This is a genomic window from Methylobacterium sp. R2-1 (genome assembly GCF_014191355.1).
Taxonomy (GTDB): Bacteria; Pseudomonadota; Alphaproteobacteria; order Rhizobiales; family Beijerinckiaceae; genus Methylobacterium.
In genome coordinates this window covers 284,538-305,823 of record NZ_JACHWM010000004.1, presented here as the reverse complement: position 1 = coordinate 305,823, position 21,286 = coordinate 284,538, and the positions used below count along the sequence as shown (strand labels likewise).

General features: G+C 69.2%; 18 protein-coding genes and 2 pseudogenes. 6 read left to right on the top strand and 14 right to left on the bottom strand.

The features are described from left to right. Positions 1–47 precede the first annotated feature (47 nt). The 3 genes from FHU13_RS08145 to FHU13_RS08135 all read left to right on the top strand — a co-directional run bounded on the left by FHU13_RS08145 (position 48) and on the right by FHU13_RS08135 (position 2,615). Positions 48–1,271, top strand: a complete 1,224-nt coding sequence (locus tag FHU13_RS08145) for an MFS transporter (RefSeq protein WP_183435356.1) — start codon at positions 48–50, stop codon at positions 1,269–1,271. A 76-nt stretch (positions 1,272–1,347) separates the two neighbouring features. Continuing rightward, positions 1,348–1,839: a VOC family protein gene (locus tag FHU13_RS08140; RefSeq protein WP_183435355.1), complete on the top strand. Its 492-nt coding sequence runs from the start codon at positions 1,348–1,350 to the stop codon at positions 1,837–1,839. Beyond that, positions 1,836–2,615, top strand: a complete 780-nt coding sequence (locus FHU13_RS08135) for a class I SAM-dependent methyltransferase (RefSeq protein ID WP_183435354.1) — start codon at positions 1,836–1,838, stop codon at positions 2,613–2,615. The genes FHU13_RS08140 and FHU13_RS08135 overlap by 4 nt, the downstream gene beginning before the upstream one ends. Here FHU13_RS08135 and gltX read toward each other — a convergent pair. The 5 genes and pseudogenes from gltX to FHU13_RS08110 form a co-directional block, all read right to left on the bottom strand. After that, positions 2,612–3,961 carry a glutamate--tRNA ligase gene (gltX, locus tag FHU13_RS08130; protein ID WP_183435353.1) on the bottom strand — a complete coding sequence of 450 codons (1,350 nt, stop codon included), beginning with the start codon at positions 3,959–3,961 and terminating at the stop codon, positions 2,612–2,614. The two genes, FHU13_RS08135 and gltX, sit on opposite strands and share 4 nt — an antisense overlap. 56 nt (positions 3,962–4,017) lie before the next feature. Then, a pseudogene (locus FHU13_RS08125) lies at positions 4,018–4,266 on the bottom strand (efflux transporter periplasmic adaptor subunit); the annotation flags it as partial. A gap of 1 nt (position 4,267) precedes the next feature. Beyond that, positions 4,268–5,178, bottom strand: a pseudogene (locus FHU13_RS08120) (FUSC family protein); the annotation flags it as partial. After that, positions 5,175–5,609, bottom strand: coding sequence for a DUF4345 domain-containing protein (locus FHU13_RS08115; RefSeq protein WP_183435352.1), 435 nt, complete (start codon positions 5,607–5,609; stop codon positions 5,175–5,177). The pseudogene FHU13_RS08120 and the gene FHU13_RS08115, both read right to left, overlap by 4 nt. 177 nt (positions 5,610–5,786) lie before the next feature. Next, positions 5,787–6,068, bottom strand: coding sequence for a hypothetical protein (locus FHU13_RS08110; protein ID WP_183435351.1), 282 nt, complete (start codon positions 6,066–6,068; stop codon positions 5,787–5,789). Positions 6,069–6,266: 198 nt separating this feature from the next. On the opposite strand from FHU13_RS08110, the gene FHU13_RS08105 reads away from it, so the two are divergent. Beyond that, entirely contained in the window at positions 6,267–6,902 is a 636-nt protein-coding gene (locus FHU13_RS08105) for a glutathione S-transferase N-terminal domain-containing protein (protein ID WP_183435350.1), read from the top strand. Positions 6,903–7,786: 884 nt separating this feature from the next. Here FHU13_RS08105 and tolB read toward each other — a convergent pair. The 8 genes from tolB to ruvB all read right to left on the bottom strand — a co-directional run bounded on the left by tolB (position 7,787) and on the right by ruvB (position 15,741). Then, a complete protein-coding gene (gene tolB, locus FHU13_RS08100; RefSeq protein WP_183435349.1) occupies positions 7,787–9,127 on the bottom strand; it encodes a Tol-Pal system beta propeller repeat protein TolB in 1,341 nt (446 codons plus the stop codon). Between the two features lie 78 nt (positions 9,128–9,205). Beyond that, positions 9,206–10,594: a cell envelope integrity protein TolA gene (gene tolA / locus FHU13_RS08095; protein ID WP_183435348.1), complete on the bottom strand. Its 1,389-nt coding sequence runs from the start codon at positions 10,592–10,594 to the stop codon at positions 9,206–9,208. Between the two features lie 13 nt (positions 10,595–10,607). Then, on the bottom strand, positions 10,608–11,057 hold the full coding sequence (locus FHU13_RS08090) for a biopolymer transporter ExbD (protein WP_183435347.1): 450 nt from the start codon (positions 11,055–11,057) through the stop codon (positions 10,608–10,610). Positions 11,058–11,091: 34 nt separating this feature from the next. Then, entirely contained in the window at positions 11,092–11,808 is a 717-nt protein-coding gene (gene tolQ, locus FHU13_RS08085; protein WP_183435346.1) for a protein TolQ, read from the bottom strand. Positions 11,809–12,102: 294 nt separating this feature from the next. Beyond that, positions 12,103–12,534 (bottom strand): tol-pal system-associated acyl-CoA thioesterase, encoded by a 432-nt coding sequence (gene ybgC / locus FHU13_RS08080; protein WP_183435345.1) that lies wholly within the window; start codon positions 12,532–12,534, stop codon positions 12,103–12,105. Positions 12,535–12,690: 156 nt separating this feature from the next. Then, positions 12,691–13,404: a DUF4142 domain-containing protein gene (locus tag FHU13_RS08075; RefSeq protein ID WP_183435344.1), complete on the bottom strand. Its 714-nt coding sequence runs from the start codon at positions 13,402–13,404 to the stop codon at positions 12,691–12,693. A 305-nt stretch (positions 13,405–13,709) separates the two neighbouring features. Then, on the bottom strand, positions 13,710–14,678 hold the full coding sequence (locus tag FHU13_RS08070; RefSeq protein ID WP_183435343.1) for a metallophosphoesterase: 969 nt from the start codon (positions 14,676–14,678) through the stop codon (positions 13,710–13,712). Then, on the bottom strand, positions 14,671–15,741 hold the full coding sequence (gene ruvB, locus FHU13_RS08065) for a Holliday junction branch migration DNA helicase RuvB (RefSeq protein WP_183435342.1): 1,071 nt from the start codon (positions 15,739–15,741) through the stop codon (positions 14,671–14,673). The genes FHU13_RS08070 and ruvB overlap by 8 nt, the downstream gene beginning before the upstream one ends. A gap of 182 nt (positions 15,742–15,923) precedes the next feature. Between ruvB and FHU13_RS08060 the strand changes: the two genes are divergently transcribed. Beyond that, positions 15,924–17,714: a L,D-transpeptidase family protein gene (locus tag FHU13_RS08060; protein ID WP_183435341.1), complete on the top strand. Its 1,791-nt coding sequence runs from the start codon at positions 15,924–15,926 to the stop codon at positions 17,712–17,714. A 146-nt stretch (positions 17,715–17,860) separates the two neighbouring features. After that, complete coding sequence (locus tag FHU13_RS08055; protein ID WP_183435340.1) at positions 17,861–18,388, top strand: Dps family protein; 528 nt, start codon at positions 17,861–17,863, stop codon at positions 18,386–18,388. 137 nt (positions 18,389–18,525) lie between these two features. On the opposite strand, the gene FHU13_RS08050 is transcribed toward FHU13_RS08055, so the two are convergent. After that, positions 18,526–21,228, bottom strand: coding sequence for a bifunctional acetate--CoA ligase family protein/GNAT family N-acetyltransferase (locus tag FHU13_RS08050; protein WP_183435339.1), 2,703 nt, complete (start codon positions 21,226–21,228; stop codon positions 18,526–18,528). Positions 21,229–21,286: the final 58 nt, after the last annotated feature.

Genomic DNA, 21,286 nt, shown 5'->3' with positions numbered 1-21,286 from the left:
CGCAGGTGGGGGAAAGTTACGCGTGGGCTTAAGAGCACGGGACAGCGATGGCGGACGACAGCGACCGGTTCATCGAGGCCGGGACGCCGACATTCCGCCGGGCGACGCTCGCCCTCTTCGCGGCGGGTTTTTCCACCTTCGCGGTGCTCTACGGCGTTCAGCCTCTGCTGCCGGTCTTCCACGACACCTTCGCAGTCTCGCCGGCCGAAAGCAGCCTCGCGCTGTCGCTGCCCTGCGCCACGCTCGCCGTCTCTCTGCTGATCGTCAGCCCGCTCTCCGAGGTCTGGGGACGCAAGCGGGTGATGGCGGCCTCATTGTTCGCCTCGGCCCTGCTCACCATCGGTGCCGTTCTGATGCCGACCTGGCACGGCTTCCTGATGCTGCGGGCTCTGACCGGCATCGCCGCGAGCGGCCTGCCCGCCGTCGCCATGGCCTATCTCAGCGAGGAAATGCACGGGCGCGCCATCGGCCTGTCGATGGGGCTCCTCATCGGCGGCAACGCGCTTGGCGGCATGGTCGGGCGGCTGCTCGCGGGCGTCATCGCCGACCACGCCTCGTGGCGCTGGGGGCTCGGGATCATCGGCGTGCTGGCGCTGTTCGCAGCCCTCGCCTTCCAGTTCGCCCTGCCGGCCTCGCGCCACTTTCTCGCACACCGCATGCGCTGGCGCGAGGTGCCGGGCACCTTCACCCACCATTTCCGCGATGCCGGCCTGCCCTGGCTCTTTCTCGAACCGTTCCTGCTGATGGGCGGCTTCGTCTGCGTCTACAATTACATCGGCTTCCGCCTGCTCGATCCGCCCTTCTCGCTGAGCCAGACGGTGATCGGGCTGATCTTCATCGTCTACCTCGCGGGCACGGCGAGTTCGGCCATCACCGGCCACGTCGCCGGGGTATTGGGGCGCCGCAAGGTGCTGTGGCTGGCGATCCTGCTCGGGATCGGCGGCATCGCCCTGACGCTTGCCGACAACCTCGTCCTCATCATCGGCGGCATCGTCGTCGTCACGGTCAGCTTCTTCGGCGCGCACTCGGTCGCGTCGAGTTGGGTCGGGCGCCGAGCCTCCAGCGACCGGGCGCAGGCCTCGGCGATCTATCTCTGCATGTACTATCTCGGCTCGTCCCTGCTCGGCACGGCCGGTGGCTGGTTCTTCCTGCATTACGGCTGGCCGGGGGTCGCGGGCTTCTTCGGCAGCCTCTACGTGGCGGCCCTCCTCGTCGCGCTGCGCCTGACGCGGCTCGCGCCGCTTCCGCCGGCCGGCGGGCCAACGTCCTGACGTCCGACCGCCGGGCCAACGATTGAGTTTCGGCGGCTGCGGCCGTTATCCTGCCGACAGAGTGGGAGAGCACAGCATGTCCAGCGTCAGCACCTGCCTCTGGTTCGGTAAGGACGCGGAGGCGGCCGTCCGCCTCTACGTCTCGCTCGTGGCCAATTCGCGCATCGACCACATTCAGCGCGCGCCGGGTCCCTGGCCGGGCGGCGAGGCCGGCGAGCCGATCCTGATCGTCTTCACCCTCGGTGGGCAGAGCTTCCAGGCGCTGAACGGCGGCACGCCGGTCGAATACGGAACCGCCGCGTCGATCTCGGTCACCTGCCGAGATCAGGCCGAGGTCGACCGTCTGTGGGCTTCGCTCACCGCCGAGGGCGGCGCGGAGATCGCCTGCGGCTGGCTGCGCGACCGATGGGGCGTGCCGTGGCAGATCGTGCCCGAGATCCTGCCGCGCCTCCTCGCCGATCCCAGCCCGAATGTGGCCGCCCGCGTCTTCACCGCGATGCAGGATATGGTGAAGCTCGATGTCGCCGCTCTTGAACGGGCGGCGGCCGGCGGAGAAGCGACGACATGACTCCAGCGCCGAGCCACGACGCCCACACGGAGAGCCAGTTCGGCAGCCGTGCCGCCGACTACGTCGCAAGTGCCGTCCACGCCGCTGGCGAGGATCTCGCGGCTCTGGCCCGCTTCGGTGCCCTCCCCCATGCGGCCGTGCTCGATCTCGGCTGTGGCGGCGGCCACGTCACCTATGCGGTGGCGCCGCATGTGCGCTCGGTGACCGCCCTCGACCTGTCGCAGGCAATGCTCGATGCGGTCGCCGCCGAGGCGGGACGCCGCGGATTGGCGAATGTCGCCACCCAGCAAGCCAGCGTCGAGGCGCTGCCCTTCGCGGATGCACGCTTCGGTCGCGTGCTCTCGCGCTACAGCGCCCATCACTGGGGCGACGTGCCCGCGGCCCTGCGGGAGGCGCACCGCGTGCTGACGCCCGATGGACGCCTCGGCCTCGTCGATGTCGTGCATCCGGGTCCGCCGCTCCTCGATACCCATCTTCAGGCCTGGGAGCTGCTGCGCGACCCGTCCCACGTGCGGGATTACGGCGAGGGGGAATGGCGCCGGATGCTGGCGGAGGCCGGCTTCGTGCCCGGTGCCGTCCGGCGCTGGCGGGTGCGCATGGATTTTCCGTCCTGGATTGCTCGGATGGGCACGCCGGAGGCGAGCGTCGCGGCGATCCGCACCCTGCAACAGGCGGCACCCGAACCGGTGCGGTCCCATTTCGCGCTGGAGGAAGACGGCAGCTTCACCCTCGACGTGATGATGATCGAGGCCGAGCCCGACGGGGTTTCGGACTAAGCCGCCGCCCCCGCCAGACGCTTTGCAGCCCGCTCGCGTCCGATCAGCGGAAGCAGCGCCGAGAGGTCTGGCCCGTGGTCGAGACCGGTCAGCGCGAGGCGCAGCGGCATGAACAGGGCGCGGCCCTTGGCGCCGGTCTCGGCCTTCACCGCGTCGGTCCAGACCTTCCACGTGCCGGCGTCGAACGGCGCCTCCGGCAGCAGGCGGGCGGCCTTGGCGATGAAATCCGGCTCGGCGATCACCGGCGTGACCGGCCCCTCCACCACCCGCCACCAATCGGCGGCATCGGAGACGCGGCCGAGATTGGCTCGCACCGCGAGCCAGAACGGCTCGGCCTGTTCTTCCGGGACGCCGAGGTTGACCAGCCGCTCGCGCGCCGCGTCGAGCGGCATGTCGTGGACGAGACGCGCATTCATCCCGTCGAGCTCGGCCGGGTCGAACCGGGCCGGAGCGCGCGAGAGGTGGGCGAGATCAACGAGGCTCGCCAGCTCGTCGAGGGAGGCGATCGGACGCACGGCCTCGGCCGAGCCGGTCAGCACCGCGAGCGAGCGCACGGCGGCGGGCTCGTAGCCGGCCTCGCGCAGGGAGCGCAGGGACAGGTGGCCGAGGCGCTTCGACAGCCCCTCCCCGTCCGCGGTTGTCAGCAGGTTGTGATGGCCGAAGGCGGGGACCGACGCGCCGAGCGCTTCGAAGAGCTGCACCTGAACGCCGGTATTCGTCACGTGATCCTCGCCGCGGATCACGTGGGTGACGCCGACCTCCGCGTCGTCCACGACCGAGGGCAGCGTGTAGAGGTAGCTGCCGTCAGCGCGCACCAGCACCGGGTCGGAGAGCGAGGCACAATCGACGTGGCTCTCGCCGCGGACGAGGTCGTTCCAGGCGACGACCCGGTGATCGAGCTTGAAACGCCAGTGCGGGCGCCTTCCCTCGGCCTCCAGCGCGGCGCGCTCGGCCTCGGTCAGGGCGAGCGCCGCCCGATCGTAGATCGGCGGCAGACCGCGGCCGAGCTGGCGCTTGCGCCGCCGCTCCAACTCCCCCGGCGTCTCGTAGCAGGGATAGAGCCGACCCTCCGCCTTCAGCCGCTCGGCCGCCGCGTCGTAGAGCGCGGTGCGATCGCTCTGGCGGAAGAACAGGTCCGGCTGGATGCCGAGCCAGCCGAGATCCTCGGCCACGGCGGCGGCGAACTCCTCCGTCGACCGCTCCCGGTCGGTGTCATCGAGGCGCAGCAGGAAGCGGCCGCCCTCGCGCCGGGCGAACAGAGCGTTCAACAGCGCCGGCCGGGCATTGCCGATATGCAGGAAGCCGGTCGGCGAAGGGGCGAAGCGGACGAGGGGAGAGGCGACCATGGCGCCGCTCTACCGAATTTTTGCAGGCATCGCACCGTCTGTGCCCAGCGGCGGCTTCAGTTCTTCCGCTCGGCACCGGGTTCCGTCCGGTTGGGAGTGCCGAAAAGCCGATCGCGCAGTGATTTGACCCATTGCGGCTGCCCCTCGCGGCCATCGCCGACGACCACGGTGGCCGTCATGCCCGCGACCAGGGTCACCTCGGACGGCACATGATCGATACGGATCCGCACCGGCACCCGCTGGGCGAGCCGCACCCAGGTATAGACCGGATCGACGTTCGGCAGGTCCTGAGTGCGGGTCGCGGCCGCGGGCGAGAGCTTCGGCCGGACGCCCCTTGCCCTCCGCGACCGAGCGCAGAGCGGGGGCAAGTGCCTCGCGCACCCGCGGGCCGGGCCTGTCGATGCGCTCCATCGCCGCCGCCAGCGCTCGGCTGGCCGCGGCCAGGACGTAGAGCGCAGCGATGGTGCTGCGGGCGCCCGCGGCCCGGTGGATGCCGTCATCGAGTTCGCCGGCGATGGCGCTCGCATCCGCCCGCATCGGCGCGACTTGCCGGATCAGAGCGGCCGTGCGCTCCGGTCCGGGATCGCTTCGGGTCAGGCTCTCGCGGGCAAAGGCCCTGACGTGACGGCTGCGTGGGCCTCGGCGAGGCGTGGGAGAAGGGCCTGCCACGTGCTCGGTGAGGCGAGCGCGTCGTTGATGAAGGTGATCGCGACGATGCCGACCGCGATTGCGGCGACGCGACCGATGGCGGCATCGAACACCGTCTGGGGTGCATCGATATGGGCGATCGCGACGATCGCCACGGTGTAGCCGGAGAGCATCGCCCCGTAGGCGCGGGTGTCCTGCAGGAACTGCGCGACGAAGACGCACAGGCCCAACCAGCAGGCGAAGCTGACGAGCAGGAGCACGCGATCCTGCCCGAACAGCGCCATCAGCACCAAGCCGACAAGGCCACCGACCACCGTTCCGAGGAAGCGGTAGCCGGCTTTCGAGAGGGCCTGACCGCGTTTCGGCTGGGCCAGGATCGCGACGCAGACGGCGGCCGAGGAGGCGCTGTCGAGCTGGAGCCAGAATGCGGCGTAGAGCGCCAGCATCATGGCGAGCCAGATCCGGAGGGCGAAGGCCCAGGCGGCGGGTTTGGGCACCCAGCGGTCGATTGCGTCGAGCAGGCGCTCGCCCGGACCCGCCCGGTCGGCCCGCCGCGCCGCCCCACTCACTGTACGACCTCGAGACCTGGCTCCAGAGCCTGCCTCCGATCCCGGGCGAGGCGCGCGACCCGCATCTGCCACAGGCAGAGCAGCGGCGTGACGACGAGTTCGAGGGCGAGCGCCGCGAGCATGGTCAGCGACGGCACGCCCGTGAGGGAGAGCCCGAGCAGCCGCGCCAGCCCGCCGAGCACCACAACGAGGGTCAGGAAGCGGAACAGCCGCGACTTGTCCTCGATCCCCGGTACGCAGGTGAGGAACAGGATGCCGATGCCGGTCAGCAGGCCGGACAAGTACCGGAAATGGCTGTCGGCCGACACGTTGACCGGCGTGCCGCCGCCGATTCCATCGATGCCGAACAGGACGCCGTACAGGCCCGCCAGGACAGGCACGACCGCGGCGACCGCCACCGTGCGCTGCAGGATGCGGCGTTCACGCTCCATGTCGGTGAGGCTTCCCGTCTTCGCTTCGATGCGCTCCCGCGCGGAACCGAACTCCGCTTCGGCCCGGGAGCGTTTCCGAACAGGGCGGCGGGCAACTCGCGCGCCACCATTCGGTTCACAAGCGACCTGTCTCGTACGACCTATCCCGTCAACGGCGTGAGCGATCCTTCGGACTCGTCAGGCCTTCTGCTCCTTCAGGCGCTTGACGCACTTGCTGTAATATTGCGGCCACTTCGGCCCTTGAGCGGCTTTCTCGGTGGCCGAGAGCGCGCGCCACTCGGCGCCGCACTTCTTCTGCCGCTCGCGGGCAGCGGATTGGGCCACGCTCGGCTCCTTCGCCGTCTGCTCCTTCGCCGCTTCCTTGGCGCTCGGCGCGCTCCAGGCCTCCTTGGCCGTCGCGGCCTGAGCCAGGAGAAGCGGCGCGGCAAGAGCCGCGGCGGCGAGGAGACGAGAGAGCATCGGGCAACTCCGGTGGGACGGATTCGGCAGCGTCGCCGTACGCCGCATCTCAGCCGCATCGGCGATCAAAGAGCAAGCGTCCCCTGCAACTTGCGCACGATTGGAGGCAAGCTTGGCCTTCGGCTTGAGCCTTCGACCCGTTCCGCGCTACCTCCTTAGCCGAGGATGGGCGCGGGCCCGCTTTTCCGGGAAGCCAGCATGGCGGTCACGACGGCGCAGCCGATCGAACTCTACACCTGGAGCACGCCGAACGGGTGGAAGATCCCGATCATGCTCGAAGAGTGCGGGTTACCCTACCGGATCGTACCGGTGAATATCGGCAAGGGCGAGCAGATGGCGCCCGACTTTCTCACCATCTCACCCAACAACAAGATCCCGGCCATCGTCGATCCCGACGGGCCGGGCGGCGCGCCGATTTCGGTGTTCGAGTCGGGTGCGATCCTGCAGTATCTCGGTCGGAAGACCGGCTGTCTCTATCCCAGCGACGAGCGCGCTCGCACGGCGGTGGACGAGTGGTTGTTCTGGCAGGTGGGGGGGCTCGGCCCGATGTTGGGACAGGCACACCATTTCCGCATCTACGCGCAGGAAAAGATCCCCTACGCCATCGAGCGATTCACGGAGGAGGCCAAGCGCCTCTACGGCGTCCTCGACCGGCGGCTCGCCGCCCATGAATTTCTCGCCGACACGTACTCGATCGCCGACATCGCCGCGCTGACCTGGGCAAAATTCCATGGCAAGCAGGGCATCGAGCTGGACGGCCACCCGAACGTGCGCCGCTGGCTCGACACGCTGCTCGCCCGCCCGGCAGTGCAGCGCGGCCTCGGCGCGATCTGAGCGCACGGCAGTGGAGGGCGACTCTTCGTCACGACCGTAGCCGACGTTCTCCGCGAGCCGGCACGCCTGTTGATGCACGTCGTGCCGGCCCGCGAGCCCGTCCGTTTGCCGGGGGATGCAGCACGAACGGGCATCCCAGTTTCCCAGTCGATTGATGCTGCTTTGTGTCCGTGCCTCCGGCACTTCTCCGACTTGCTCCATACACGACCTCGGCAAGAACCGCCTCCGGGACCGGTGCCGAGATGGGTCCCGACCGGTCGCGGGATGGGGTGCGTCGGGGTTCCTGACTTGTGCGCACAGGACCTTTCCGCAGCTTGCCGTAAGCCGTTGCCGGCGAACGGTTTTGTCTAGAAAGAGTTCGCCCTGGCAAAAAACAGTCGGCTTGGCAGCAGATTTCCGCTTGACGACCTGCCAATACGGACGCAGTCTCTATGCGTGCTTCGCAGTCGCAAGCACATCGGCCAAGAAACCGCTCGTCCGCGCACGGTTTGTTGGCGAAAGCTGGAGGAGACAGGGATGACTCCACCGCAGCGCAAAGCCGCAACGATAGCCTGAGAACCCGTTCGGTCTCGGACTTAGCGGCCCGCCACGAACACCGGACGGAAGCGGATCCCTAGGGGCGCAGAAGCGGCCGACACGGCGCGACTTCGAACACGCATTAGCCCCACCTTTGGACCGCTTCCGCCGCGGTTTCTATCGCACGCGAGAGAGCTTTCACCGTGCCGGCCATCGAGGCTCGCGCGGATTTTTGTCGTTGGCGTGCGACCGTCGACGGGCGCGTGTCGGATCGATCTCCGAGAACGTAGCGCCACCGGCGATGGCCCACCTTGCGAGAGGCGTTCGTCGCCGGCCTCGCGGGACGAGGCCGGTCGCAAGCGGTCGGACTACTTTCCCGACAGAAGCGGCGACCAAGTCGGGTCCGAGGCGAAGGACGGGGTCGGCACCGGCTGCTCCACCTTGCCGGTGATGTCGACCATGTAGAGCTTGCCGCCGCCCTGCCCGCCGGGATCGCGGAAGAACATCACGTACTGGCCGTTCGGCGCGAATGTCGGGCTCTCGTTGTGAAAGCCCTCCGTCAGCACCCGCTCGCCCGAACCGTCAGGCTTCATCACGCAGATGGCGAAGCCCCCTTTCCGCTGCCGGGTAAAGGCGATGAGGTCGCCGCGGGGTGACCAAGCCGGCTGCGAGGCCGAGCCTTCGCCGAAGGAGAGGCGGCGCGGGTTCGAGCCGTCGGCGCCCATCACGTAGATCTGCTGCGAGCCGCCACGGTCGGATTCGAACACGATCTGGCTGCCGTCCGGCGAGTAGCTCGGCGAGGTGTCGATCGCGAGCCCCTGTGTGACCGGCGTCTGCGCCTTCGAGGCGAGATCGACGGTGACGATATCGGCGTTGCCGCCCTGCTGCACGCTCATCACGAGGCGGCGACCGTCCGGTGAGAAGCGCGGGCTCGCGCTCATCGAGGCAAAGTTGCCCACGGTCTGGCGCTTGCCGGTCTCGAGGTCGATCATCTGGACCTTGGGCTGCTGGCCCGGCGCCTGGGTCATGAAGGCGATGTCCTGCCCCGCCGGCGAGTAGCGCGGCGCCACCACCGAGACGTCACCGCCCCCGGTCAGTGCGCGGACGTTGGCGCCGTCCTGATCCATCACCATCAGCCGCTTGCGGCGGTTCTCCTTCGGGCCGGACTCGTCGACAAAGGCGACGCGGCTGTCGAACCAAGGCCCGAGGCCGGTCACCTTGGTGTAAACCGCATCCGACACAAGATGCCCGGTGCGGCGCGCATTGGCGACGTCGGTGCCGTATTGCTGACCTGTGATTTGCTGGCCCGAAGCCACGTCCCAGAGGCGGAAGGCCACGGTGAGCCGGCCCGAGGCGTCGCGCCCGACCCGGCCCGTCACCAGGGCCTGGACGCCCGCGCCCTTCCACGCCTCGAAGTTCGGCGCCGCGTCGAAGCTCGGGTTCTCGGGAAAGCGCCCCTTCTCGAGCGGCGTGAAATAGCCGGAGCGGCGCAGGTTGTTGGTGATGACGCTGGAGACCAGCGTGCCGAGGCTGGCATCCCCCGCGAAGTCGGCGACGGCGATCGGCATCGGCTGGAAGGCGCCGCTGCCGATGCGGAGCTGCAACTGCGCCTGCGCCGGAGTGGCGGCGGGGAGCGCCAGCGCGAGGACGCCGAGCGCGGCCGTAAATGCCGGCAAGAGGCCGCGCCGGGTGAAGGCTGTTCCAGGCATGGGACAAGTCCAGGTCGGTCAGGGAGTGCGAAGGAGAAAGGCCGATGACGCGGTGGATCGGCCGGTCGAGCCGGCGGATCACACGGGCGAGAACTCGAACTCGGCGTTGATGGCCTTCCAGTCGTTATAGTACGGCGCGTACTGGGCCGGAATCTTGTACGGCGCGCAACGCCGCACCGCCCGCAGCGCGGCTTGAGCGATCGACTGATCGACCGAGTTGTTTCCGGCGCGCATCACGCGCGGTTCGGCGGTGAGCGAGCCGTCCGGATTGAGGCGGATATCGAGCATCGGCAGCACCACGCCCTGCGTCGCACCGGGCGGCGCCGAGTAGCACCGCTCGATCTGCTGCTGCAGCATGCCAACCAGGGCATCGCGCAGCGAAGGTGAGAGGCGCTGGGCATTGCCGGTCGCCGCGCCGAGCGAGGCCGTGCGCTGGACCTCGCGGCCGGTGGCGCCGGTCGATTGTGAAGCGGCCTTCGAGGCGAGTGCCTGGCGGATGTCGCCGGGGCTGAACTTGTTGGCGAGTTCCGCCTGGTGGCGCGCCTTGGCCTCGGCATCGGCCTTCGCCTTGGCGTCGGCCATCGCCTTCGCCTTGGCTTTCGCGGCGGCCTCGGCCTTGGCCTTCGCCTCGGCTTCCGCCTTCGCCTTGGCTTCGGCGACCTGCTTGCGGTGCTCGGCCTCCGCTTCGGCCTTCGCGGCAGCCTCAGCCTTGGCCTTCGCTTCGGCTTCCGCCTTGGCGTGCGCCTCCGCCTCGGCTTTGGCCTCCGCTTTGGCTTTGGCGTCAGCCTTCGCCTTGGCTTCTGCCCGCGCCTTGGCTTTCGCCTCTGCAGCCTTGGCGGCGGCTTCGGCCTCCGCCTGCTCGCGCTCGACCAGCTTCTGCAGTTCTTCGCGCTTCTCGGCCTCTGCCTTCGCGGCAGCAGCTTTGGCTTCGGCCGCCTTGGCGGCCTCGGCCTTTGCGGCTTCCGCTTTGGCCGCGGCATCCGCTTTCGCCTTGGCTTCCGCCTTGGCCTTTGTCTCGGCGGCCTTGGCGGCAGCGGCCTTCTCGGCCTCGGCTTTCGCGGCCTCGGCCTTGGCTGCGGCAGCCTCCGCCTCCTCCTTCACCGGGTCGGCGGTGTCGGCGCGCAGGGGCATGGCGTCGACGGCGGCGAGCTTGGTGTCGGCGGTGCGGGTGGGCGCGGCTGGTGCGTCGGTCTTCGCGTTCTCGGGCTCGCGCTGTTCCATCTTCTCGGAGACGCGGTCGGCGCGGTTCGGATTGTTCTCCGGCTTCTCGGCGTTGCGTTCGCCGCGGGTCAGCTCCGAGAATTGCTGCTCCGTCAGCACCTCAACCGGCACGCCCTCCTGCGCGTCGGGCAGCGCCGGGGCGGCCACCGCGAACAGCGCGAGGCCCAGCACAGCGGCATGCGCCCCGGCGGAGATCCAGACACCCGGTTCGCGATTTCGAAAAGACTCGGGCCAGCGCAGAGCCACTTTTCTCGCTCCGCTAGTTCGATTCCGGCTCGGTGACGAGGGCGACCTTCTTGAAGCCGCCCCCTGTCACGATCGCCATCACGTGCGCCACGCGGCCGTAATCGACGCGCTTGTCGCCGCGCACGAACACGCGCTCCTCGGTGCCGGTCTTCGAGGTCTGCATGAGCTGGGGCACGATGTCGTCGTCCTTCAGCTCGACCTCACCGAGATAGACTTCGCCGGTACGGCGGATCGAGAGCGTGATCGGCTTGACGTCGGAGTTGAGCGGGCTCGCCTTCGATTGCGGCAGGTCGAGAGGCACGCCCACCGTCATCATCGGTGCGGCCACCATGAAGACGATCAGCAGAACCAGCACGACGTCGATGAACGGCGTCATGTTGATCTCGTTGATGGCGCCGTGTCCGCGCCGTCCGCGGCGGCGGCGCTTGCGGCCGCCCTGCGCCGCGCCGTGCGTCATGCCCATCGATCCGGCTCCCGCTTCAAGTCTGCTGCGATGGTCAGGCGGCGACCGAGAGGCGCTCGTCGATCTGGCGCGACAGGATCGCCGAGAACTCGTCGGCAAAACCCTCCAGCCGCGATTGCGACTTGGCGACCGAGGCCTGGAGCTTGTTGTAGGCGAGCACGGCGGGGATCGCCGCGAACAGGCCGATCGCGGTGGCGAACAGAGCCTCGGCGATGCCTGGCGCCACGACCGCGAGCGAGGTGTTCTTCGAGGCCGCGATCGAGGTGAAGGCGGTCATGATGCCCCAGACCGTGCCGAACAGGCCGATGTAAGGGCCGGCCGAGCCGATCGAGGCGAGGAAGAGCAGACGCGAGTCGAGCCGCTCGACCTCGCGCTGAATGGTGACATCGAGCACCTTGTCGATGCGCTGCGACAGCGAGTGGATCTGCCGGCCGGAGCCCTCGAAGGAGCGCTTCCACTCCCGCATGGCAGCGACGAACAGGGCGCCGAGGCCGGTCGGCTGGCGGTCGTTGAAGGAGCGGTAGAGCTCCTCCAGCGAACGGCCGGACCAGAACGCCTCCTCGAAGGCATCCATCTCGGCTTCCGTGCGGCGGAACAGCAGCGTCTTATCGACGATGATCGACCAGCACCAGATCGAGGCGCCGAGCAGGCCCATCATCACGAGCTTCACGACAAAGTGGGCCTGCCAGAACAGGCCGAACAGGCTCATGTCTGCGACGGGCGCGGCCTGCATGGCATCGGCTGGAGTCATCGAACGATCCTCGCGTCGTCAGGGCCGCGCAAGAGCGCACCGGACTGCCGACTGATCCTTTGAGCGATGAGACCTGAGATCACTCGCGAATCTGTCGAAAGTAAGGGTCGGGAGCGTATCCGGAGCGACCCGTGCCTCGCCGCAGTTCACGCCTTCCTGCACACGAGTCTAAGCCTGGGACAGGGTTAAGAAACCGTTGCTTGGGCGCGTGCGATCGACCGCCGGAGGGCCGAGTCGGCCTCAGCCCGGACCATGAGGGCCGATCGGGCGGCCAACCCTAAAGGGCGTTCGAAGTCAGGTGGCTCTCGGATCCGGCGGCGTCAGAACACGGCGCAGGCTGTCGGGGAGGCGGATCGCCCGCCCGTTCCGAACGCAGGCGACGACGACCTCCGCGCGAACCAGCACCTCCTCGCCGCGGCGCACCTCCTGAGCCAGATGCATGGAGGCACCGCGCAACTCGCTCGAGCGGGTGTGCACCTCGATCAGGTCGTCCATGCGGGCGGGCTTGAGGAAGTCGAGATTCATCTTCCGCACGACGAAGACGAGACCCGTGCCCTCGGCATGCAGATCAGACTGGTCGCCCGCGAGGTTACGCAGCAACTCGGTGCGCCCGCGCTCCATGAAGCGCAGATAGCTCGCGTGATAGACGAAGCCCGAGAAATCGGTGTCCTCGTAGTAGACGCGCAGCGGAAGGCGGTGCGCGTCGGCGCCGGTCATCGGATCCATGGGCATCCGGATTTGAAGAGGAAGCCGGTCTTTACCGGCTCCCGTCCGCGCTGGCGAGAGGCCCGCTTTCCGCGACGGCGTGTCCGGCCGGGCGCCCAAACGGGCAGGGCCGCCCCTTTCGAAGGCGGCCCTGCCGACGCGTCAGCTTCGGATCGCTCAGCCGCCGATGCGGTCGGCGAGCGTTGCGGAGTGGGCGTGCTCGTCGGCGATGTAGGGCAGCGCCTCGTTGGCGAAGGTGCGGCCGGCGACGCTGTCGCCGTTGCGGGCGTAGCTGCTGTAGAGGGCGAGCGTCCGGGCGTCCGAGCGGGCCTGCCCGTTGATGTAGGTGCGGTCGAACTCGCGGGCGGAGCGGGCCGAGCGTAGGCGCTCCAGACGCTGCTGACCGTTCGGTCCGAGCGCGACGCGGCGACCGGGATCGCCCGAGCTGTTGTCGATCAGGCCGACCCCGCCGAGCACGCCGCCGACGATGCCGGTGCCGATGTTGGCGGCCAGCGTCACCGGGGCGAGCACCACGCCGACCGGATTGTCGAGGCGGGTCGGGATGCCCTGCTGGTCGGAGACGACGCGGCCGCTCGCGGTGAGCGAGGTGCCCTCGGGCAGCAGCGCCTTGGTGGTGGCCTCACGCTCGACCAGCACGCGGTTGGCGTAGTTGCGCACGTGCGGGTTGCGGGAACGCTCGAGCGCGATCCGGCTCGCCTCGATGCTGACTGCGTCCGAACGCAGGGCCTCGGCGCGGAACTCCCGCGTGTCGGTGGCCGCGCCGCCGATCGGGGCGTCGGCGCCGATGCGCAGCGGCAGTGCGTCCTGGGCCAGGGCGGGTACGGTCAGGGTGACGGACAGGCCGAGGGCGGCCAGGACGGGCGACTTCATGGCGGCTGTTTCCTTGGAGGTTTTGTAGAGATGCGTGCCGTTGCCGGCGCTCCCGGCAAGCGGGGTCGCAGCCTCAACTTGTGCGGTGGATGCATGTTCCACGGACGCGGAAGTCTGTGATCACAGGATCATCCTTCCGACGGCCGAACCTGTGTGCGCAATGCAATGACGCATGCGACGCAGATTTATTAATGGTTTAAGCGAGGTGCGCCCCTTGATCGTCGCGGCTGCGGCGGGGGACATCTGCTGGCGGGTGATCGTTTCGATCGAACGACCGCGCTATCCGATATGCGTTCGCCGCATGCTTAGCTGGTCGGACGCCCCGCATTCTCAAGATCGATCACCACAATCTCCGGCGGTATGCCGAGCCGCACCGGGGCGATGCTCATGCCGAGGCCGCCGGAGACGATCAGGTCCGCCTGCTCGCGTACATGGCCGTAGGCGAAGCGATCCTTGTAGCGGGAGGGCACGACCGGCGCGTAGCCGAACAGGCGTACCTGCCCGCCATGGGTATGCCCCGAGAGCGTGAGGGTGATCCGCGGCGGCACCTGGGGGAAGATATCGGGCTCATGCGCCAGAAGAATCGCCGGCGCGCCCTCCGGGATCTGGGCGAGCGTACCGGGCAGATCGTCGACGCCGATCCGGGGATGACCGCGCTTCTTCGCGCTCGGGACGAAGGCGATCTGGTCGCCGAGGCCTGCGAGCCAGACGTCATGCCCCCGCACCGCGAGCGGCAACGCCTCGTTCTGCAGCACCCGGATGCCGTTGCGCCGCAAGGCCTCGCCCGCGATCGTCGGACCGCTGCCGCGCGCCTGGGCCGACCGATCCTCCCACCAATCGTGATTGCCGAGGATCGCGTAGGTGCCGAGTGGCGCCTGGAGCCGTCCCAGGACCGGTCCCCACTCGGCGGCGTCGACATACCGGGTGACGAGGTTCATGCCGGAAACGTAGTCGCCGAGCAGCACCGTCACGTCGCCCTTCAGGGCGTTCGCGGCGGCGACGATGCCCTCAATGCGCGCGGCCGACATCCACGGCTCGCAGGCATGAATGTCGGCCAGCGCGACGATCCGCAGCGTCAGGCCATCCGGCCACGGCCCTTTTGGCTTGAGCCTGTAGCGGGTGACCGTGAGGCGCATCGGTTCGATGCCGACCGCGTAGGCGCCCGTGCCGGCACCGGTCAGTGCCGTTGCGCCGAGGCCGATCAGGACCGTGCGGCGTGTGACGGAAACGGGCCTGCTTTCACGCGCCCAAACGCGGTCGTCCGCCTCAGGCATCCGGGTCGTCGCTGCCGCCGAACAGACCGAACTGGCTGCTCGGATCGCGACGAGGCTCGGCGAAGCCCATGTGGCGGAAGGCGTGCGGCGTCAGCACGCGTCCGCGAGGGGTGCGCTGCACGAAGCCCTTCTGGATCAGGTAGGGCTCGATGATGTCCTCGATGGCGTCGCGCGGCTCGGAGAGCGCGGCGGCGATGGTCTCGATGCCGACCGGGCCGCCGCCGAAGGAGGTGGCGATCAGTGTCAGGTATTTGCGGTCCATCACGTCGAGGCCGACGGGATCGACGTCGAGCATCTGCAGCGCGCTGTCGGCGATGGCGCGGCTCACGGTCTGCGCGTCCGCAACGATGGCGAAGTCGCGGACCCGGCGCAGCAGGCGCCCGGCGATGCGCGGCGTGCCGCGGGCCCGCTTGGCGATCTCGTTGGCGCCCTCCTCGGACATGCCGAGGCCGAGCACGCGCGCGCCGCGACGGACGATGAGTTCCAGCTCGTCGATCTCGTAGAATTCGAGCCGGATCGGGATGCCGAAGCGATCGCGCAGCGGCGTGGTGAGCAGGCCCGCCCGGGTCGTGGCACCGACGAGCGTGAATTTCGGCAGCTCGATCTTCACCGAGCGGGCGGCCGGGCCCTCGCCGATGATCAGGTCGAGCTGGTAATCCTCCATCGCCGGATAGAGGATCTCCTCCACCGCCGGGTTGAGGCGGTGGATCTCGTCGATGAACAGAACGTCGCGCTCCTCCAGGTTGGTGAGCTGCGCGGCAAGATCCCCAGCCTTGGCGATGACCGGGCCGGAGGTCGAGCGGAAGTTCACGCCGAGTTCGCGGGCGACGATCTGAGCGAGCGTCGTCTTGCCCAAGCCCGGCGGGCCGACGAACAGGACGTGGTCCAGGGCTTGGCCGGTCTTCTTAGCCGCCTCGATGAAGATCTGCATGTTGGCGCGCGCAGCGCGCTGCCCGATGAACTCGGCCAGACTTAAGGGGCGGATCGACTGATCGACATCGTCCGCCTTGCGCTCGGGGCTCAGCAGGGTCTTGCCGGGCTTAGGGGTCTTGTCTTCGCTCACGGGGATCTCGCGGGGCGTCGGCTGGCCTCGCGTTTTGCACATCCGGCGCGCCGGGGCCACCGCGGCCAATCGGCCCCGAACCAAGAGGGCGACGTGACGTGGCACACGCCGCGCGGGAGGTCTTCAGCGAGTTGGTAACCAACACCGCCGATGATCGGCACGTGCTCTCGACGAGATCCGCGATGCCGAACGTTTTCAACGCCCCGCGCGGGCCCCGCCGCGCCCGGCTCCTCGGCGGGACAGGGGCGGCCCTGGCTCTCCTGCTTGCCACCCCGCTCCGGGCCGAGCCTTCACCCGCGCCCGAGCCGCAGCCCGATTCCCGCATCAATCTACGGATCGAGCCGAAGGCCGAGGGCGTGCCGGAACCGAAGCGGGAACTGCGGGCCGACCCGAAGCCGGAGCCGCGCCGCGAGAAGGCGGAGGCCAAATCCGACCCCAAGCCCGATCCGAAGCTGGAGCGTCCGACCGCCGACACCGTGGCCGTCCCGACCGAGACGCCGCTGGCGAAGAAGGCCTCGCGCGAGCTCCCGCCCGTGGTCTACGCCCGCGTCTCGGAGGATCCGGTGCCGACCTACACGGCGCAGACCTTCGTCGAAACGATGCGCGCCGCCGAACGCTATCAGGTCTATGCCGAAGCCGGTGGCTGGAAGATGCTGCCCGCCGACTTCGCCCCGAAGCCCGGCGACAGCCACCCTGCCATTCCCTCGCTGCGCCACCACCTGACGCTCACCGGCGACCTTCCCGCCGACGCACCGCCCTCCGACCGCTACGATCCGCCGCTGGTGTCTGCGGTGAAGGCGTTCCAGGCCCGGCACGGCTTGCCGGATGCCGGCATCGTCGGCCGCCTGACGCTGAATGCCCTCAACGTGCCGGCCGATGTGCGCCAGCGGCAGCTGCGCGCCTCGGCGCAGCGGCTGATGGGCTCGAATTTCGGGTTCGGCGAGCGCTACGTCACCGTGAACATCCCCTCCGCCACCGTCGAGGCGGTGGAGAACGGATCCGTCACGCGCCGCTACGTCGCGGTGGTCGGCTCACCCGACAAGCAGACCCCCGCTGTCGAGACCCGTATCACCGACGTGAACCTCAATCCGACCTGGACCGTGCCCGTTTCGGTGATCAAGAACGAGATCATCCCGACGATGCGCAAGAACCCAGGCTATCTGTCCAAGAACCGTATCCGCATCCTCGGCCCCGGTGGCGTCGAGGTCGATCCCACCACGATCGACTGGAACACGCAGAAGGCAGTCAACTATACCCTGCGCCAGGATTCCGGCCTCGACAACTCGCTCGGGCAGATCCGCATCGACATGCCGAACCGGCACGCGATCTACATGCACGACACGCCTTCGAAGTCGCTGTTCGCGGGCTCGGTGCGCTTCCACTCCCACGGCTGCGTCCGTGTCGGGCAGGTGAAGGAATTCGCCGCGTGGCTGCTTCAGGGCACAGAGGGACCGAACGGTCCCGGCTCGGCCTGGGGCCCGATCGAGATCGAGACCGCCATTGCCGCGGGCGAGCGGCGCGACGTGAAGCTCGTGAAGCCGACGCCCGTCGCTTTCGTCTATCTCACCGGCTATGCGACCTCGGACGGCCGTGTGCATTTCCGCGACGACATCTACGGCCTCGACACGCCGCCCGCGCCGGCCGCCGCCACACCGCCGGCGCCGGACGTCACGACCACAGGCGCCATCACGCCCCGCGCGCCGATGCCGCGCCCGCCGGCCTCGAGCGCGGCGCCGCGGTCTCAACCCTCCACGGCGCAGGGCATGTCCGCCAAGCCCGCGGCCGCCAAGCCCGACCCGGCCAAACCGGCGGCCAGGGACGTTTCTGCAATGCCCACGCCCGCTGCCTCGTCCCCTGCGACCGTGCGCCCTGCCCCGCAGAAGCCGCAGGCCCGCAAGGCCCTGCCGCCTGCACGCAATCAGGACGGCGAACCGGTACTCCTGCCGCCCGGACTCGTCGGCGGACGCGGCTGACGGCGCCTCGAACTCTCGCCTCCCATCCACAGCAGCGCTGCCATGCGAGGCGGAACAAAGCCTTCCGCTTCCTCATTCTGCCGATCGAGTGCCGACGCAGTTGTCGCCGGCTGAAATTCGGTTGCAGATTGTTAGGAACCAGCACCATGGCCAACGCTAAGCTGCGCGTCGCCAGCGATCGGCTCAACACCCCGACCGACCTCGATCCGAACGACGTCGCGAAGATCTCCGAGGGCCTGACCGTCCTCCTGTCGGATCTCTTCGCCCTCTACATCAAGACGAAGAACTTCCACTGGCATGTCAGCGGTCCGAACTTCCGCGACTACCACCTGCTGCTCGACGAGCAGTCCGAGCAGATCTTCGGCATCATCGACGCGGTGGGCGAGCGGGCCCGCAAGATCGGCGGCACCACGCTGCGCTCGCTCGGCCAGGCCGAGAAGCTCAAGCGCGTCCGGGATAACAATGCGGATTACGTGAGCCCGCTGGAGATGCTCAAGGAGCTGCGCGACGACAACAAGGCGCTGACCGCCAACATGCGCGAGCTGCACGGCATCACCGACGATGCCAAGGACGTCTCGACCACCAGTCTTCTCGAGGAGTGGATCGACCAGTCCGAGGAGCGGACCTGGTTCCTCTACGAGGCGACCCGCGAGGCCACCGACGGCGGCCACTGATCCGCACCCGGCGCCTGCGTGCCGAGGAACCGCCGGCCCGAAAGGGTCGGCGGTTCTTTTTTTGGGTGGTCTCGTGCGGGCCTAAGCCGCCTCGCTTCGGGGCGCGATGACAGTCGACCGATGGGGTAGACCACCAGCTATCTTCCAACCTTCAAGATCGCCTTCACGAGGCTCGCATCGTCCGGCATCGGCTTCTCCTCGAAGCCGAGATGGCGGCAGACGGCGCGCATTGGACGATTCTCGGCGAGGACGCTCCCTTCGACGCAGCCGATGCCTTCAGCCCGCGCCCAATCGATCATCATGCGCATCAGGGCGACGCCGAGACCGGTCCCCTTGATGTCGGAGCGTACGAGGATGGCGAACTCACCCGTGTCGTGATTCGCGTCGGCATGCAGGCGCACGGCACCAAGCATGCGCCGGTCCTCCTCCGCCGCCTCGTCGATGGCGACGAAGGCGATGGCCCGGGAATAGTCGAGCTGAGTCAGCCGCGCGAGGAAGGTGTGGCTGAAGTCGCGCACCGGCGCGAAGAAGCGCAGGCGCACGTCCTCCGGATCCACCTGTGCGAAGAAGGTGCGGAACATGTCCTCGTCATCGGGCCGCACCGGCCGGACTTGGACGCAGCGTTCCCCGACATTGAGGCGCCGCTCCCAGTCGGATGGATAGGGTCGGATCGCGAAGCGCGGGTGCCAGTTGCCGCGGCGGCGCTCCGAGGGGCCCAGCTCCGGGGCGATGCGCACGCGCGCGTCGAGGGCGATGGCGCCCTCGGCATCGGCGAGCAGGGGATTGATGTCGAGTTCGCGCACCGCCGGCAGGTCGGCGGCGAGCTGGGCGAGCTTCACCAGCAGCAAGGCGATGGCAGGCAGGTCCGCTGCCGGGACGTCGCGATAGGCTTCGAGCCGCCGGGCGACGCGGGTGCGGCCAATCAGCTCGCTCGCCAGCGCGAGGTCGAGGGGGGGCAGCGCCAGCGCCCGGTCATCGATCACCTCCACCGCCGTACCGCCCCGGCCGAACACGACCACCGGCCCGAAGACCGGATCCTCGGCCAGCCCGGCGATCAGCTCCCGCCCCTGCGGCCTTCGCAGCATCGGCTGCACGGCGAAGCCCGCCACCCGCGCGTCGGGGCGCAGCTCCCTGACCCGCGCGATCATCGCGCGCGCCGCCTCGCGCACGTCGGCCTCCGAGGTGAGGCCGAGGCGCACTCCGCCGACTTCCGACTTATGCACCACGTCCGGCGAAACGAGCTTGAGCACCACCGTGCCGCCGCCGGCGATCAGCGGCCAAGCGGCCGCCGCCGCCCCGTCGGGATCGGGGGCCAGCGTCACCGGCACCGAGACGATCCGGTAGGCCGTCAGCAATTCGGTCACGGCGTAAGGGTCGAGCCAGCTGCGCCCCTCGGCCAGTGCCTGGTTCACGATCCGGCGGGCGGCCACGACGTCCGGCGAGAAATCGCGCGGCAAGGCGTCGGGCGTGCGCATCAGGTCGTTCTGGGCCTCGCGGTAGCGCACGAGGTGCAGGAAGCCCTCGACCGCGTCGGCATCGGTGGCGAAGAGTGGGATCTTTGCGTCGGCGTAGATTGCCCGGATCGCCTCGTCCTCGCCGATCGATACGGCGAAGACGGGCTTGCGGCGTCCGGCCGTACGGGCCTTGGCGACGGTGCCGGCCACGGTCTCGGCCACTTCGCGGCTACCTGCCCGCGCGGTCGGTACATGGACTGCGACAATGGCGTCGCTGTCGCGGCCCGCGAGCAGCGGTTCGAGCGCGCGGACATAGTCGCCCGGCACTGCATCGATGCCGAGATCGAGGGGATTGGCGTGCCGACCGTGCCGCACGGGGGCGAGACTTTCCAGTGTCGCCTCGGCCGGCGCCGCGAGCGTGCCGCCGCGGTCGGTGAGATGGTCGGCGGCGAGCGCCCCGATGCCGCGCCCGTTGGAGACGATCATCAGCCTGTTGCCGGGAAAGGGCCGCTGGCGCCCCAGGGTCTCCACGGCGGAGAACATGGCATCGAGCCCGTCCACCGCGAGCAGTCCCGCGCGGCGGAAGGCGGCCTCGTAGACGGCGCCAGGTCGGGCAAGCGCTCCGGTATGGGTCTCCGGCTGGCGGCCCGGTGCCTCGTGGCGGCCGGTGCGAAGCACCACCACCGGCTTGGCGCGGGCGGCCGCCCGCGCGGCTGTCAGGAATTTTCGCGCATCCGCGACGTGGTGCAGGGACAGGATGATCGCGCGGGTGTGATAGTCTTCGGCGAAGTAATCGAGGCAATCCGCGATATCGATGTCGGTGGAGCGGCCCAGCGTCATCACCGCCGAGAAGCCGACGCCGTGCCGCCACCCCCACTCGGCGATGGCCGAGGCGACGGTTCCGGATTGTGAGATGAGGGCGAGGTCGCCCGGCTTCGGCGGGCGCGCGAGCAGGGTCGCGTTCAGGCCACGCGCCGGCACGCTCAATCCGATGCTGTCGGGTCCGATCAGCCGCAGGCCGTGCTGCCGCGCCGCTGCCTGGGCGGCGCCGGCCGGGGCCGCTTCGCCGTGACCGAGATGGGCGGACAGGATCACCGCCGCGGCCGCGCCGATCCGGCCTGCCTCCTCGACAATCGCCGGCACCGCCGCTGGAGGCGTCGCGACCATGACGAGATCGGGAGGCTGGGGCATGTCGGCGAGCCGCGGGCTGCACGCCAAACCGTCGACGCTGGCCTCGCGCGGATGGACCGGAACGATGTCGCCGCTGAAGCCGCCGGCGCGCAGGCCGTCGATGATGGCCCGGCCGACGGAGCCGGGCCGATCGCCCGCTCCCACCACGGCGATACGGCGCGGCGCGAGCAGAGCCTCGAATCGATAGGTGCTCATGGGCCGCCTATAGCATCCCGAGGCGTGAGACCGAGCGTCAAACGGCCTCAACCGGCCG

Bases quoted from the DNA above. Each gene is read 5' to 3' on its own strand.
- FHU13_RS08145 (WP_183435356.1), top strand. From the start codon at position 48: ATGGCGGACGACAGCGACCGGTTCATCGAGGCCGGGACGCCGACATTC.
- FHU13_RS08140 (WP_183435355.1), top strand. From the start codon at position 1,348: ATGTCCAGCGTCAGCACCTGCCTCTGGTTCGGTAAGGACGCGGAGGCG.
- FHU13_RS08135 (WP_183435354.1), top strand. From the start codon at position 1,836: ATGACTCCAGCGCCGAGCCACGACGCCCACACGGAGAGCCAGTTCGGC.
- gltX (WP_183435353.1), bottom strand. From the start codon at position 3,961: ATGGTCGCCTCTCCCCTCGTCCGCTTCGCCCCTTCGCCGACCGGCTTC.
- FHU13_RS08115 (WP_183435352.1), bottom strand. From the start codon at position 5,609: ATGGAGCGTGAACGCCGCATCCTGCAGCGCACGGTGGCGGTCGCCGCG.
- FHU13_RS08110 (WP_183435351.1), bottom strand. From the start codon at position 6,068: ATGCTCTCTCGTCTCCTCGCCGCCGCGGCTCTTGCCGCGCCGCTTCTC.
- FHU13_RS08105 (WP_183435350.1), top strand. From the start codon at position 6,267: ATGGCGGTCACGACGGCGCAGCCGATCGAACTCTACACCTGGAGCACG.
- tolB (WP_183435349.1), bottom strand. From the start codon at position 9,127: ATGCCTGGAACAGCCTTCACCCGGCGCGGCCTCTTGCCGGCATTTACG.
- FHU13_RS08090 (WP_183435347.1), bottom strand. From the start codon at position 11,057: ATGGGCATGACGCACGGCGCGGCGCAGGGCGGCCGCAAGCGCCGCCGC.
- tolQ (WP_183435346.1), bottom strand. From the start codon at position 11,808: ATGACTCCAGCCGATGCCATGCAGGCCGCGCCCGTCGCAGACATGAGC.
- ybgC (WP_183435345.1), bottom strand. From the start codon at position 12,534: ATGGATCCGATGACCGGCGCCGACGCGCACCGCCTTCCGCTGCGCGTC.
- FHU13_RS08075 (WP_183435344.1), bottom strand. From the start codon at position 13,404: ATGAAGTCGCCCGTCCTGGCCGCCCTCGGCCTGTCCGTCACCCTGACC.
- FHU13_RS08070 (WP_183435343.1), bottom strand. From the start codon at position 14,678: ATGCCTGAGGCGGACGACCGCGTTTGGGCGCGTGAAAGCAGGCCCGTT.
- FHU13_RS08060 (WP_183435341.1), top strand. From the start codon at position 15,924: ATGCCGAACGTTTTCAACGCCCCGCGCGGGCCCCGCCGCGCCCGGCTC.
- FHU13_RS08055 (WP_183435340.1), top strand. From the start codon at position 17,861: ATGGCCAACGCTAAGCTGCGCGTCGCCAGCGATCGGCTCAACACCCCG.
- FHU13_RS08050 (WP_183435339.1), bottom strand. From the start codon at position 21,228: ATGAGCACCTATCGATTCGAGGCTCTGCTCGCGCCGCGCCGTATCGCC.